This window comes from Herbaspirillum sp. meg3 (assembly GCF_002257565.1).
Classification (GTDB): Bacteria; Pseudomonadota; Gammaproteobacteria; order Burkholderiales; family Burkholderiaceae_D; genus Herbaspirillum.
On record NZ_CP022736.1, the window covers coordinates 940,276 to 954,448 of the forward strand.

Annotated in this window: 13 protein-coding genes and 1 tRNA gene; 2 read left to right on the forward strand and 12 right to left on the reverse strand. The window is 55.8% G+C overall.

Annotated features, from left to right (window positions below):
* Positions 1-93 precede the first annotated feature (93 nt).
* From hmeg3_RS04295 to hmeg3_RS04320, 6 genes are all read right to left on the reverse strand, one after another.
* Entirely contained in the window at positions 94-702 is a 609-nt protein-coding gene (locus hmeg3_RS04295) for a 50S ribosomal protein L25/general stress protein Ctc (protein ID WP_094562633.1), read from the reverse strand.
* Between the two features lie 143 nt (positions 703-845).
* Entirely contained in the window at positions 846-1,796 is a 951-nt protein-coding gene (locus tag hmeg3_RS04300; protein ID WP_007880734.1) for a ribose-phosphate pyrophosphokinase, read from the reverse strand.
* A gap of 132 nt (positions 1,797-1,928) precedes the next feature.
* Positions 1,929-2,005: transfer RNA gene (locus hmeg3_RS04305), tRNA-Gln, on the reverse strand.
* An 81-nt stretch (positions 2,006-2,086) separates the two neighbouring features.
* On the reverse strand, positions 2,087-2,956 hold the full coding sequence (ispE, locus tag hmeg3_RS04310) for a 4-(cytidine 5'-diphospho)-2-C-methyl-D-erythritol kinase (protein ID WP_094562634.1): 870 nt from the start codon (positions 2,954-2,956) through the stop codon (positions 2,087-2,089).
* Between the two features lie 70 nt (positions 2,957-3,026).
* Complete coding sequence (locus hmeg3_RS04315) at positions 3,027-3,656, reverse strand: outer membrane lipoprotein LolB (RefSeq protein WP_094562635.1); 630 nt, start codon at positions 3,654-3,656, stop codon at positions 3,027-3,029.
* A gap of 23 nt (positions 3,657-3,679) precedes the next feature.
* Entirely contained in the window at positions 3,680-5,485 is a 1,806-nt protein-coding gene (locus tag hmeg3_RS04320) for a tetratricopeptide repeat protein (protein WP_232511868.1), read from the reverse strand.
* Between the two features lie 180 nt (positions 5,486-5,665).
* On the opposite strand from hmeg3_RS04320, the gene mutM reads away from it, so the two are divergent.
* Both mutM and mutY read left to right on the forward strand, forming a co-directional pair.
* On the forward strand, positions 5,666-6,487 hold the full coding sequence (gene mutM, locus hmeg3_RS04325; RefSeq protein ID WP_094562637.1) for a bifunctional DNA-formamidopyrimidine glycosylase/DNA-(apurinic or apyrimidinic site) lyase: 822 nt from the start codon (positions 5,666-5,668) through the stop codon (positions 6,485-6,487).
* Positions 6,484-7,647, forward strand: coding sequence for an A/G-specific adenine glycosylase (gene mutY / locus hmeg3_RS04330; protein ID WP_232511870.1), 1,164 nt, complete (start codon positions 6,484-6,486; stop codon positions 7,645-7,647). The genes mutM and mutY overlap by 4 nt, the downstream gene beginning before the upstream one ends.
* A 29-nt stretch (positions 7,648-7,676) precedes the next feature.
* On the opposite strand, the gene rapZ is transcribed toward mutY, so the two are convergent.
* The 6 genes from rapZ to ilvA form a co-directional block, all read right to left on the reverse strand.
* A complete protein-coding gene (gene rapZ / locus hmeg3_RS04335) occupies positions 7,677-8,540 on the reverse strand; it encodes an RNase adapter RapZ (protein WP_198361783.1) in 864 nt (287 codons plus the stop codon).
* A gap of 121 nt (positions 8,541-8,661) precedes the next feature.
* Positions 8,662-9,600, reverse strand: coding sequence for an HPr(Ser) kinase/phosphatase (gene hprK / locus hmeg3_RS04340; protein WP_094562639.1), 939 nt, complete (start codon positions 9,598-9,600; stop codon positions 8,662-8,664).
* Between the two features lie 108 nt (positions 9,601-9,708).
* Entirely contained in the window at positions 9,709-10,182 is a 474-nt protein-coding gene (locus hmeg3_RS04345; protein ID WP_050476568.1) for a PTS sugar transporter subunit IIA, read from the reverse strand.
* 189 nt (positions 10,183-10,371) lie between these two features.
* Positions 10,372-10,878 (reverse strand): hypothetical protein, encoded by a 507-nt coding sequence (locus hmeg3_RS04350; RefSeq protein ID WP_094566135.1) that lies wholly within the window; start codon positions 10,876-10,878, stop codon positions 10,372-10,374.
* Between the two features lie 616 nt (positions 10,879-11,494).
* Entirely contained in the window at positions 11,495-12,334 is an 840-nt protein-coding gene (gene queF / locus hmeg3_RS04355; RefSeq protein WP_094562640.1) for an NADPH-dependent 7-cyano-7-deazaguanine reductase QueF, read from the reverse strand.
* A gap of 64 nt (positions 12,335-12,398) precedes the next feature.
* The gene (gene ilvA / locus hmeg3_RS04360) at positions 12,399-13,925 is read right to left on the reverse strand and encodes a threonine ammonia-lyase, biosynthetic (protein ID WP_094562641.1); all 1,527 of its coding nucleotides are present in this window, start codon (positions 13,923-13,925) and stop codon (positions 12,399-12,401) included.
* Positions 13,926-14,173 lie beyond the last annotated feature (248 nt).

The following is a 14,173-nucleotide window of genomic DNA, read 5'->3' on the forward strand; positions in this document are numbered from 1 at the left end:
ATGTGGATGAGATGTTCTGCTGAAACTGCAGGCAATAAAAAACCCGCCGAAGCGGGTTTTTTATTTGATACGTCAGCTTTGCTGAATCGAAGATTACTTCGCTTCTGCGTCGCCTGCTGCTGGCGCTTCGCCTTCAGCTTCAACCTTGCCTGCTGGTACCGAAGCGGTAGCAACTGTCAGGTTTTCTTGCGAAACAGCAGTCACGCCGTTTGGCAATTGCAGGTCAGCCAAGTGGATCGAGTGACCGACTTCCAGCTTCGACAGATCGACGGAAACGAATTCCGGCAGATCCTTAGGCAAGCAGGAGATGTCCAGTTCGGTTATGACGTGGCTGATGATGCCCGACGCCAGCTTAACTGCTGGGGAGATTTCAGCGTTCACGAAGTGCAGTGGCACCTTGACGTGGATCTTTTGCGATGCATCGACGCGTTGGAAGTCAACGTGCAGAACCAGTTGCTTGTATGCGTGGACTTGGAAGTCGCGCAGCAGAACTTGTTCAACCTTGCCGTCGATTTCCAGATCCAGGATCGACGAGTGGAACGCTTCTTTCTTCAACGCATGGTACAGCGCGTTGTGGTCCAGAGCGATGTTCAGTGGTGCAGCTGTACCGCCGTAGACGATAGCTGGTGTTTGACCAGCATTGCGCAGGCGGCGGCTCGCTCCGGTCCCCTGCTCTTTGCGTGGAAATGCGATTACTTTCATGTTGAAGCTCCAATGGTTGCGAAACCTTCGTTTCGCGTTAAAAATCCCCCGCGACCAGGGGATTCAAGGATCTCTTCATTTTCATGAAGAGATTAAAACTGAATTCGGATTTAAAGCTGACTCTAAAGCTGAACTTTTAAAACTTATTCTGCAAACAGCGACATCACCGAGTCGCCCTTGCTGATACGCTTGAATGTCTCGGCCAGCAGGCTGGCGCAGGTCAGTTGGCGAATCTTGCCGCAGGCTTTGGCGGCGTCCGACAACGGAATCGTGTCGGTGACGACCAGCTCGTCCAGTGGCGAATTGGCGATACGATCCAGCGCAGGGCCGGACAGCACAGGGTGCGTACAGTAAGCGACAACCTTTTTGGCGCCGCGCTCTTTCAACACTTCAGCAGCCTTGGTCAGCGTGCCGGCGGTGTCGACCATGTCATCCATGATCACGCAGTTACGGCCTTCGACTTCACCGATAATGTTCATGACTTCCGACACGTTCGCCTTCGGGCGGCGTTTGTCGATGATCGCCAGATCGCAGCCGAGGCGCTTCGCCAATGCACGGGCGCGCACCACGCCGCCGACGTCGGGCGACACGACCAGCAGGTCGTCGTAGTTCTTACTCACCAGGTCGCCCAGCAAAATCGGCGATGCATAGATGTTGTCGACCGGAATGTCGAAGAAACCTTGAATCTGGTCAGCGTGCAAGTCCATGATCAGGACGCGTTCAACGCCGGCTTCCTGCAGCATGTTGGCGACGACCTTGGCCGAAATCGCAACACGGGCGGAACGCGGGCGGCGATCCTGACGGGCATAACCATAGTACGGGATTGCAGCAGTGATACGGCCGGCGGAAGCACGCTTCAACGCGTCAACCATGATCATGATTTCCATCAGGTTGTCGTTGGTCGGTGCGCAGGTCGACTGCAACACGAAAACGTCTTTACCGCGGACGTTTTCATTGATCTCGACCATCACTTCACCGTCGGAGAACTTCGAAACATTGGCCTTGCCCAACGGGATACCTAATTTTTCGACGACGCCTTGCGCCAGTTCTGGGTTGGCGCTGCCGGTAAAAACCATCAGGTTTTCGTATGCCATATGGGTATCCCTGAATGCAATCGTTTAAAAGTCGAAAAGCCGACAATGCTTGACTGTACAGTCTTGCGTTGGCGGCTTATCTCTTTGGCTTCTTTTTTCTTTATCGGGCGATGTAAAACTGCCCAAATTTAATGGCAGGGGAACAAGGATTCGAACCTTGGAATGCTGGAATCAAAATCCAGTGCCTTAACCAACTTGGCGATTCCCCTACGCAATCTGCTGTTTGCCGCTGAATTACACCAATCACACTTTTAACATCGTGTGCAATTCATCGTCAAACCAATTCTTGGTTACGAACTTATCAACTGGGCGAGAGGATGTTCCTGCATCGCTTTGGCTTTCCAGGCGATCCATTTCGAAGGTACTTGTTTCAGTACTTCGTCTGCTTGATGTTCATGTTCGAAAGAACAAAATACACAAGCGCCGGATCCTGTCATTCTTGCGTTTCCGTATGTCTTGAGCCAGTTGATGGCTTCAGCGACAGGAGGAAACTGCTTGGCAGCCACCACTTCTAAGTCGTTTTTTCCGAAGTCGCTATCGAGAAGATTATGTGCTTCAGGAAAGTCCGTTATTCTGACGACTTTTGTATCCCTTGTCAATTCTTCTGACGAAAAAATTATCGCGGTTGGTACGGATACCCCAGGTTCGATGACCACGAACCAGCGATTGGCGGTTTCCAGGGCGACCAGATCCTCGCCGACACCCTCGGCAAACGCATTGCGGCCAAACAAAAAGAAGGGGACGTCGGCCCCTAATTGCAGCCCCAGCGCCATCAATTGCGTGCGGTTTAAGCCGGTTTGCCACAAATGATTCAAGACCATCAGCGTGGTCGCGGCATCGGATGATCCGCCTCCCAGGCCGCCTCCCATGGGAAGTTGCTTATGGACGGTAATGTCGGCGCCGAGATGTGGCTTTCCGGCGGCTGTTTGCAGCAACCGGGCGGCACGCACCACCAGATCGGTTTCTTCGGGCACGCCGGGAACATCATTGGTGCGATGAATACGCCCATCGGCGCGCACGGAAAAATCCAGCGTATCGCTACGATCAAGCAGCTGAAATACCGTTTGCAGCAAATGATAGCCATCGGCGCGACGGCCGGTCACGTGCAGGAACAGGTTCAGTTTTGCCGGCGCGGGGCAGTTGTACAGGCTTGCTTGCATGAATCAGGTTGGAATGTTGTTGGTACTGCCATGATGTGCGCCGATCAGGCGTTGGCGCAATGGATTGAATTTAATGACTTTGCCAGTCATCGATCACGATGCGGATCGATACCGGGCCGGCCTGTTTGGTTTCGCGCGTCAGATCGATGCGTTTTGGACGATTCTTCTCCGTTTTGGCTGCATCATCCTGCCATTCGCCGTAACTCAGGCTCCAGCCGTCGCGGGTGGTAAAACGCACCGTATCGCGGGATGGCTGCGCGACGAAGGGTTTGCCATCGGCACCGCGCCCGAAACCTTGCAGCCAGTCACGCAGACCGGATACCGGCAACGGCCAGCCCAGGGCTTGCTCTGTCAGGACGTCGACATCGGCTGCCGATAACGGTGGTTTGCCCGATTGCGTCAGTACGGCGATCCCGGGCTTGATGTCGATGGTCGCCAGCGTCTGGCCCAGAGGGGACAGCAGGCTGAGGACGATATGACGTGCGCTCTGGTTCCAGGTGAAACTGCCGTGGACGGCTTGTTCGCGGCGATCTTGTTCATAGCGGATCGACAGGCGTCCGCTGAGATCGATGGTGTCGTTATAGCGGCGTTCTACGGCAGGGCCGTTGTCTGCGCTGTCAGGCGGAGCAACGGTGGCGCAACCGGCTGCCAGCATCACCAGGCATGCCGCTGCACCGTGTTTCAATAAATTGATCGTCATGGTCGAGAGGGGCTGCGGGCGGATCAGAGCTGAACCTTGAGGCGCTCCAGCGTGCTTTTCAGCACGTCGTTTTTCGGATCCTTGCTTTGCGCTTCGCGCCACAGCTTTTTGGCCTCGTCCTGCTTGCCGCGTGTCCAGAGAATTTCGCCGAGATGGATGCCGATTTCCGGGTCAGGGCGCAGGCCATACGCACGGCGTAGCTCTTTCTCCGCCTCATCCATGTTGCCCATGCGGAATTCCGCCCAGCCCAGGCTGTCGGCGATGAAAGGATCTTCAGGCGCCAGTTCGACCGCTTTCTTGATCAGCGACACGGCTTCGGGCAGGCGGATGTTACGGTCGGCCAGTGAATATCCCAGCGCGTTGTAAGCATGCTGGTTATTCGGCGCGAGTTCGATGATCTTGCGCAGCGACGTTTCCATATCCTTGTAGTTGCCGGTCTTGTCGGTCACCATTGCATAGTCGTACAGCAGGTCGGTGCTATCGGGAAAGCGCTTCAGACCGGCCGACAAAACGTCCGCCGCATCCTGATAGCGTTCGCTGTCGCGCAGGATCTGCGCTTCGCCCTGAATCAGCTGCAACAGTTCGCGATCATTGCCGGCATCCGATTGTGCTTGTTGCAGTACCTTGCGGGCGCCATCGATGTCGCCGCTCTTGGTCATCAATTGCGCACGGCGGATTTGTACGGCGTTATACGATTCACCCGGTTCGACTTGTTCCAGATACTTCAATGCAGCCGGGATGTCGTTGCGTTCTTCGGCAATTTGCGACAGCAGCAGCAGCGCTTGTGTGGGATCGCGTTCATCTTCCGGCTGGGCTGCCAGTACTTCCAGATAGCGCTTCAGGTAAGTTTCGCCTTCGGTCAGATGATTGGTCTGCACGTTCAGGATGCCCAATGCGTACAGCGTGGTCAGGTCATCCTTGTCGTCTTTGAGCAAGGTCTGGAATTGACTGCGCGCCTGTTCGAACTGTTTTTGTTCAACCAGCCCGCGGGCATAGGCAACACGCACTTCGCGCGAATCCGGATACTTTTTGAGGAAGTCGGACACCAGCTTCATCGCTTCAGTGCCATCGGGCGTCACTTGCGCCAGCGTCAGGATCGCCAGTTCGGAATCAGGTTTGATCTTCAGCGCCTGCTTTGCTTCATCGCGTGCACGTTCGCCGTCACGATTGGAAAAGGCGCCTTGCGCCAGCGCGACGTGAGTTTCAAGCAGCGTCGGATAGGGAGCCACGATGTTTTGCAGGATGATGTAAGCGCCGGACTTGTCTTTGGCGCGCATCAGCAGACGCTGGATCTGCAGAATCATCGGGCCGCGCGCTTGCGGATCAGCTTCTGCAAGGCGTTGCGCCATGAGCGGCTGGATTTCTGAAATATTGTCGCCCAACATGATCAGGCCAAGGTAGTTCTGCAGAGCCTCATCCGAATGCGGCGCCAGCTCGGTCCAAAGACGGACGGCGGCGAGTGCTTCGTTGGGGTGGCGCGCGGCCAGAGCCATTTCGGCGGCGCGTTTTGCCAGGCGCGGGTCTCGGGTTTGCTGGGCCGCGCCGAGCAAGGTGACATAAGCCGCCTGCCATTGGCCGCGCTGGAATGCGATTTCCGAGCTCATGATTCTGAACAGGACTTCATCGCTCAGCTCAGGTGTCGGCAGCGCATCTTCCGGTTGCGCCTTGGCTTTGGCCTGCCCCTTGCGGGCCGGTGTTGCTTTGACCAGAGTCTGTTTCTTGCTGGTTGCAGCTGCAGCCGTAGTTGCATCGGTCTCGCTGGGTTGCCGCAGGCTTGCACACGCGGAGAGCATGACGGAGAGCGTTACAATGGCGAGAGGTTTTTTCAAGGGAAATCCTGAGTAATTTGGCAAATGAGCGAGCAAATATTAATTTTACGCTCAACGGCATGCTTCTTGGTGTAAGCGAGTGTAAACCATCTGCCTTATCATAGCGTCTATAGCCGTCGATGATCGCTCGCCGCTATCTTGCAATCTCCCTTGCCCTTCCATTCACGAGTACGTGTTTCCATGCCTGAATTACCAGAAGTAGAAGTTACCCGCCGCGGCGTCGCTCCTCATCTTGAGGGGCGTAAGGTCACCGCTGTGGTGATGCGCCATACCGGCTTGCGCTGGCCGTTTCCGGTCGATCTGGAGGCACGGCTGGCCGGTCATGCAGTGCGGTCGACCGGACGACGCGGCAAATATCTCCTCATTCACTTTGACCATGGCACGCTGATCGTGCATCTGGGGATGTCGGGGCATCTGCGTATTCTGCCCCTGGGAATAACGCCGCAAAAGCATGATCACTTCGATCTGGTGGTCGGCAAGCAAGTCATGCGTATGACCGATCCACGTCGCTTTGGCGCCGTTTTATGGCACGACGCTGCCGATGGCAACATCGAGGAGCACATGCTTTTGCGCGGCCTCGGGCTTGAGCCGCTGGAAGATAAATTTTCTGCGAAGGAGTTGCATCGCCAGACGCGCAACCGCAGCGCACCTATCAAGCAGGTCTTGCTGGCCGGGGACATCGTCGTCGGCGTCGGCAATATCTATGCATCGGAAAGCCTGTTCAAAGCCGGCATCAATCCAAAGACCGCCGCCGGCAAGATCAGCCTGCCACGTTACGAAAAGCTGGTGACAGCAATTCGAGAGACCTTGGCAGCCGCCATTGAACAGGGCGGCAGCAGCTTGCGCGACTTCATTGCCGTCAACGGCCAGTCGGGATATTTCCAGCAAAGCTATTTCGTCTATAACCGTACCGGGCAGGACTGCCGTATCTGCGCGACGCCGATACGTCAGATCAAGCAAGGCCAGCGTTCCACCTTTTACTGTGTGATTTGCCAACGATGAAACGTGTACTCACCAAAACGGATATGACGCCCGGCGTCGTCCAGGCAGGCGCATTGACGGGGGCACTGACAGCTGCAGACAATTTTGTTGATCCGGATTTTTCGGCTGCCGTTATCGGCTGGCAAAAGCAGCATGGCCGGCACGCGTTGCCGTGGCAAAACACCCGCGATGCCTATCGCATCTGGCTCTCCGAGATCATGCTGCAGCAGACGCAGGTGACGGCCGTGATTCCCTATTATCAAAAATTTCTGCAGAGCTTTCCGACCGTCGAGAGTCTCGCGGCGGCGCCGTCGGAAGCCGTGATGTCGCACTGGGCCGGCTTGGGCTACTACACGCGTGCGCGCAATCTGCATCGCTGCGCGCAACGTGTGACGGCCGAATACGGTGGACGCTTTCCCGATGATCCCGACCTGCTGGCCGATTTGCCGGGGATTGGCCGCTCGACAGCGGCCGCGATTGCGGCTTTCGCCTACGGCAAGCGTGCAGCCATTTTGGATGGCAACGTCAAGCGGGTATTTGCGCGCGTGTTTGGGGTGGAGGGCTTTCCCGGTTCGAAGCCGGTGGAGGATTTGCTGTGGCGACGTGCGGTGGCTTTGTTGCCGCAATCCGACATGGAATCCTACACGCAGGGTTTGATGGATCTGGGGGCGACGCTTTGCGTGCGCGGCAAGCCGGCCTGTGATCGTTGTCCACTGGCACAGCGCTGTGTGGCGCTTGCTACAGACCGGACTGCCGAGCTGCCGGTGCGTAAGCCGAAGAAAGCGGTTCCGGAGAAAGATACGATGATGCTGGTCATCAGCGAGGGCGCAGACGTCTTGTTGCAGCAGCGTCCGGACAGCGGCATCTGGGGCGGATTATTGTCGCTGCCCGAACTACCGGTGAGTCAGAGCGCCGAGGAATTTGAGCTCGCCGTTGACACGGCGACACGGCCTTTCGGCACGATTGCCGCCTGTCGCAAGCTGCAACCGTTTTCGCACGTGTTCACGCATTTCAAATTGCATGTATCGCCATTCCAGGTCGTGCTGAAAAAGCGTCTGCTTCAGGCTGCGGAATCCGTGTATGTCTGGTATCCGGTTGCCGGGTTGGCGGATGCGCCTTTGCCCGCACCAGTCAAAAAACTGTTGCTGGGCGTGTTGCGCACCGATGATTTGCTGAATTGATTGGGTGAACTCGCTGAGCCGAACTTGGCTCAGCTCAGTTGTCGATGGCGTATCACGACGTTCTCATTTGCCGAGAAGTGTTTAGCCAGTTGCTCGACGATATAAACCGAGCGATGCTGGCCGCCGGTACAACCGATTGCCACCGTCAGATAGCTGCGGTTGTCGCGCTTGAATGAGGGCAGCCATTTTTCGACGAAATTGCGGATGTCGCCGAGCAGGTCATTGACGGCAGGCAGATCGGCGAGAAATTCGATGACCGGCGCGTCCCGTCCTGTGAGCGGACGAAGTCGCAGATCGTAGTGCGGATTGGGGAGTACGCGCACATCAAACACCAGATCCGCATCCAGCGGCACGCCGAATTTAAACGCGAAAGATTCGAACAGTACGGTGAGGCTGGCTTGCTCCGTATCGATCAGGTCGCGAATCCAGGCGCGCAGCTTATTGGCGCTCAGGTTGGACGTGTCGATGACATGGCCGAGACCTTCGACCACGCTCAACATTTCTCTTTCCTTGTGAATGCACTCGGTCAGCGTCAGGCGATCAGTTGGGTTTTGGTTGGGCAGCAGACGGTGCGACAGCGGATGGCTGCGGCGCGTTTCTGAAAAACGCGTGATCAGCGATTCGGTCGTGGCCGTCAGGAAGAACAGCTTGACGTCGTGTCCCTGTTCCTTGAGCAGTGCTATATCCGGGCCCAGACCTGCAAGCGAATCGGCGCTGCGTGCGTCCGTGGCGACCGCCAGCGTCTCATCGCCTTCCTGTAAGCGGGTTTCCACCAGACTGCGCAGCAGTGCAGGCGGTAAATTGTCGACGCAAAAATAACCGGCGTCTTCCAGAACATGGAGAGCGACCGATTTGCCGGAGCCGGAAATGCCAGTGATGAGAACGATACGCATGAGTATGATGATACCTCAAGCAGAGCTGATAGGTCAGTGTCGTGTCAGCTTACCGTGTGATCGACCCGGTTGTCGACAGTCGAATCAGTCGATTGCCGGGTCTTGCTGAAGGCTTGTTCGCTTATTCGCCATTCATCGCCTTGCGCTGGCGATCGATAAATTCCTTGAGCGTATCGATGCCGCGCAATTGCAAGATGGTATTGCGTACCGCCGCTTCCAGCAGAACCGCAATATTGCGGCCTGCAGCCACAGGGATGACTACTTTACGAATCGGCAGGCCGAGCACATCTTCAAATTGCGCATCAAGCGGCAGGCGTTCGTAATTTTCTTCCAGCGTGCTGCGACGAACCAGATGGACGATCAGCTTGAGGCGCATTTTGCGGCGCACGGCTGTCTCGCCGAAAATGGCTTTGATGTCGAGCAGGCCAAGGCCTCGGACTTCCAGCAGATTTTGCAGCAACGGCGGGCAGCGGCCTTCGATCATGTTCGGTGCAATACGCGCGAACTCGACGGCATCGTCGGCCACCAGGCCGTGGCTGCGTGAAATCAGTTCCAGACCCAGTTCGCTTTTACCCAGGCCGGATTCGCCGGTAATCAGCACGCCTACGCCGAGCACGTCCATGAACACGCCATGCATGGTGATTTGCTGCGCCAGTTTTTTGGACAGGTAGACGCGCAGATAATCGATCACCTGCGCAGCAGGCAAGGGCGTGGAGAACAGCGGAATATTTTTTTCGTCACAGATCGCCAGAATATCGGCCGGCGTGGACAAACCTTGCGCGATGATAAAAGCGGGCGGCTCACCGGCGACCAGTTCAGCAGTCTGATAGGCGCGGGAGGTGTTGGAGAGGCGTTGGTAGTACTCGGTTTCCTGATGGCCGAAGACCTGGATGCGGCCCGGGTGGATCAGGTTCAAGTGGCCGACCTGATCGGCTGCGGAGGCGGCGTCGCCGGAAATCAGTCGTTCTCCACCGGGGAAACCTGCGAACCAGCCTAACTGCAGCGATTCGCGATTTTCTTCATACAGTTGCTGTATCGATAGCGCGGTGTAGGAAGGCATGGTTCTCCGAAAGACGGTGGTTACAGTGGCGGTGGCGACATCAATTTACGTCAATGCGTGCGCGGACGCTGCGGATCCTTTTGCTGAAGGATCCGCGCGATATTTTGCTTAGTTGGTTTTTTCCAGCGACGGCTGCCAGGTGACGAGGCGCGAATAGACAGATGCGGCGTCAGGGTCGGCAATCAGTTCAGCGCGAAAGGCATTATCGGAAAACATCTCTGCAATTTCGGACAAGATTTCCAGGTGCTGTTGGGTCACATTGTCTGGAATCAGCAAAAAGATCAGCAACTTGACCGGCTCGCCGTCGGGCGATTCAAAAGGAATCGGCTCGGCCAGGCGCATGAAGAGCGCCAATGGTGCTTTGAGTCCCTTGATGCGGCCGTGCGGAACGGCCACGCCGTGACCCAGTCCTGTCGAACCAAGGCGCTCGCGTGCAAACAGGTTTTCAGAAACAGTGGAGCGGGCGATACCGCTGTTGTTTTCAAAGGTAAGTCCGGCTTGTTCGAATGCTCGTTTTTTGCTGGAGACTTCAAGGTCCAGAATGACGTTCTCTGGGGACAGGATTTTTGCTAGATTTGTCATGACACAAAAGAAAGGCGCTAGATAGGCTTTTGTGCAGGATTATAGGCTTCTTTGGGAGTTACGCAATGAATTCCGTTGTTGCCATGGAGTAAATGTTGGTCGGGGTTGTCGTCGTGCGAAAGGCTCAAATTGATCACGTTTCCCCGGTAGGCGGAGGTCGTTTTACCGGGGAAATGACGGGATGAATTTTTACATTTCGATGCGGCCAAAAACCAACAATACGTCACCGCTATTTTTGTTGGGTGAAAGACGTGGGACGTAAGAAAACATGATCTTGGCCTTCTTGGTACCGATCGATGCCAACGGCAACGGCACCGGGAAAGGCACGCCGCCAAAATAATCCTGACGGCTCATCAGCATTGCGGTGCCGCCGATGCCGACTTCCAGCGGCGTGTGACTGATCGGGAACACCCACTCATACGCGTAACCCGCCATGATCTGTGGATGGCGGTGCGAATCCTTCAGTACGAAGCCGTACAGCGACTCGTCATTGCCATCTTCATTGCGCATGGTTTTGCCGTAGCCGAGACCCCATGCGTGTTCGTTGAGCTCGTTGAGTTTTTCTTTGGTATAGGTGCTGCGGCCGTGATGCGCCCATCCGGAGACGTAAACCGCATCGTCACCCTTGTCGATGATTTCCGAAGCGTGGTTCTTGGCGGATTGCCACCAACTGGAATCGTCGCTCTGTTGTGCCATGGCAGGCAGCGATGCACCGGCGCAGGCAGCGGCAACTATTCCGGCAAGCAAAGCACGATGAGAAAGTCGGTTGGAGGTTGGAATAAATTGGCTCATATTTTTATTGGGTATGAATGGTCGATTGCAATTGGCGCGGCATGGCCGGATCAACCGGATACATGCCAGAAGGAAATTGACCGTTTTCCTTGCCATGAAAAAAAGACGTGGTCGTGCCGTTGTATAGCGAAGATTTACGGCGAAAACTGAGTTGGTGCACAAACAAGAATTGTCGGCGACGAACAAGTAAAACGATGCACTTGAGGAGGTTTTGACGCGATTTCTTCAAAACACTTCAGATGCTAGATTGTCATTGTCCGTTTCGAATCTTGTTGAATGCACTTGGATGATGCTCACGATGCATCGTCCGTTGAACTGTCCCTGATTGAGACAAGATCATGGCATAAGAAGTTTTATGCAAAAGGAGGAAATCGTTTCAAAATGTTGCCGGGCAGGCGCTAAAGGCATGTCATTCAGAGGTGAATGCTCTACCCGCCGACGATGCACAGGATGTAATGCTTTTGTAACTAGCGGGTTACAAAAGCATTACATCCTGCTTGGGAAATGTCTTGCCACAGGCTTATTGGCGCGCGTTTCGCAGATTGGATGGTGCGCGGCCCGCGGAAAAGTTGCTGCGCCATGGATTGATGTCCAAGCCGCCGCGTCGAGTGTAGCGCGCATAGACCGATAATTTTTGCGGTTTGCACTGGCGCAGGATGTCGACAAAAATACGTTCCACGCATTGCTCGTGGAATTCATTGTGTTCACGGAATCCGATCAGGTATTTCAATAAGGCTTCCTGATTGATTGGCGCGCCTGCGTAGTGAATTTGCACGCTGCCCCAATCGGGTTGCCCGGTGACCGGGCAATTGGATTTCAGCAGATGCGACAGCAGTGTTTCTTCCACCGTCGCTTCGTCGTGATTGGCGAACAACAGTGCAGGGTTGGGGTGATGGTCGATGACTTCAATATCGAGGCGATCCAACAGCAGGCCGCTGAGTTCGCCCATATGCAATCCGGAGAATGCGCCCGGTTCCGTTAACGTAATTTGCACGCTGGCGCCTGCTGCCAAGGACAAATCCTTTTGCACGATATCGACCAGCGCCTGCTGATCGTCGAGGCGCGTCTGGTTGAAGGAGTTCAGGTAGAGCTTGAACGATTTTGATTCGATGATGTTGGCGGAGTCGGCCGGAATCATGAAGGTCGCAATCGCAATCTGTGGCTTGCCGCGTTGATTCAGCCAGGACACTTCATACGCATTCCAGATGTCGATACCGAAGAACGGCAGCGTACCTTGCAGTCCGAGTTCATCGCGCTTGGCCTGGCGTGGAATCGGGAACAGCAAAGTCGGATCGTACGCGCTGGGGTAGGCGGAGGACTTGCCCAGCGGCGAGGTATCAGGTGAATTCGGGTGCGTCATGGTCTTGCTTCCTTCGTGCTTCTGGTGTTTCAGTTTCTTGAAATATGTTGGAATGTTGGACGGTTCAGCCCAGGAACAATTTGTACAGCGGATTCTTGCTCTCGTCCCAATGACGGTAGCCGAGGTTGTCGAGGAAGGCGCGGAAGGTTTTCATTTCCTTCTTCGGCACCTGCAGCCCGACCAAAATGCGGCCGACATCGCCGCCTTGATTGCGGTAGTGGAACAGGCTGATGTTCCAGTTCGGATTCATGTTGCTGAGGAAGCGCATCAGCGCGCCCGGGCGTTCCGGGAATTCAAAGCGATACAGTAATTCGTCCTGCGCCAGCGAGCTTTTGCCGCCGACCAGATGGCGGATGTGAACCTTCGCCAGTTCGTCGTGTGTCAGATCCAGCGTGCTGAATCCGTTCTTCTCAAACGTCTTGGCGATCTTGGCTGGTTCGTCCGCGCTGCTGGTCTGGATACCGACGAAGATATGCGCCGACTTTGCATCGCTGATGCGGTAGTTGAACTCAGTCACGTTACGCGGTCCGACGACTTCGCAGAACCGCTTGAAACTGCCGTGTTCTTCAGGGATCGTGACAGCGAACACGGCCTCGCGCGCTTCACCGACATCGGCCATTTCCGCGACGAAACGCAGGCGGTCGAAGTTCATGTTGGCGCCGCAGGCGATGGTGATCAGGGATTCATTCTTGATCGGCTTCTTGCTGTTCTTGGCGCGTTCAATGTAAGCCTTGGCGCCGGCAACGGCCAAGGCGCCGGCTGGTTCGACGATGCTGCGCGTATCCTGGAAAATATCCTTGATCGCCGTGCAAACGGCATCGGTGTCAACGATGATGATGTCGTCGACCAATTGTTTGGTGATACGGAAGGTTTCTTCGCCGACCAGTTTGACCGCCGTGCCGTCCGAGAACAGGCCGACATCCGGCAACGTGATGCGGCGACCGGCCTTGACGCTGCGTGCCATGGCGTCGGAATCGGTGGTTTGCACGCCGATGATCTTGATGTCCGGACGTACGGCCTTGACGTAAGCCGCGATACCCGAGATCAAGCCGCCGCCGCCGATGGCGACGAAGATCGCGTGAATGGGCGCAGAATGCTGGCGCAGGATTTCCATGCCGACGGTGCCCTGGCCGGCGATGACGTAGGGATCATCGAACGGATGAACGAAGGTCAGCTTCAGTTTCTTTTCCAGCGTCAGCGCATGGTTGTAGGCATCGGTGAACGAATCGCCGAACAGCACCACTTCACCGCCACGGCCTTTGACCGCCTCGATCTTCACGGTCGGCGTGGTGGTCGGCATCACGATCACGGCACGGCAACCTAGCTTGGCTGCCGACAGGGCGACGCCTTGCGCATGATTGCCCGCCGACGCGCAAATCACGCCGCGCTTCAATTGCACTGGACTCAGATGCGCCATCTTATTGTAGGCGCCGCGCAGCTTGAAGCTGAACACGCTCTGCATGTCTTCGCGCTTGAAGTAAATCCGGTTTTCCATCCGCTGCGACAGGCTGGTGGCAATCTCCAGCGGCGTTTCAACAGCAACGTCGTAGACACGGGCGGTGAGGATTTTCTGCAAGTAGTCGGTGGTCATGGTCTGGTCAGGGCAGAGGTTCTGCGTCGTTCACACAGTTTTGGTTACGCGATTTTTGCCCCGTTTTGCCCCATTCGCATGGGTAAAACGGTAAAAGACAAGGTCGCGGCGAACTGATCATTATAATGTAGCCGCCGCACGGACTTATATTGGTGCGCACATGCGGCGTATCTGCCGCAGAGAAAAGCAGCTGAAAAACTGCTTATTGAAACCATTTGCAGTCAAATTTCTCTTACCTCCTTCAACGC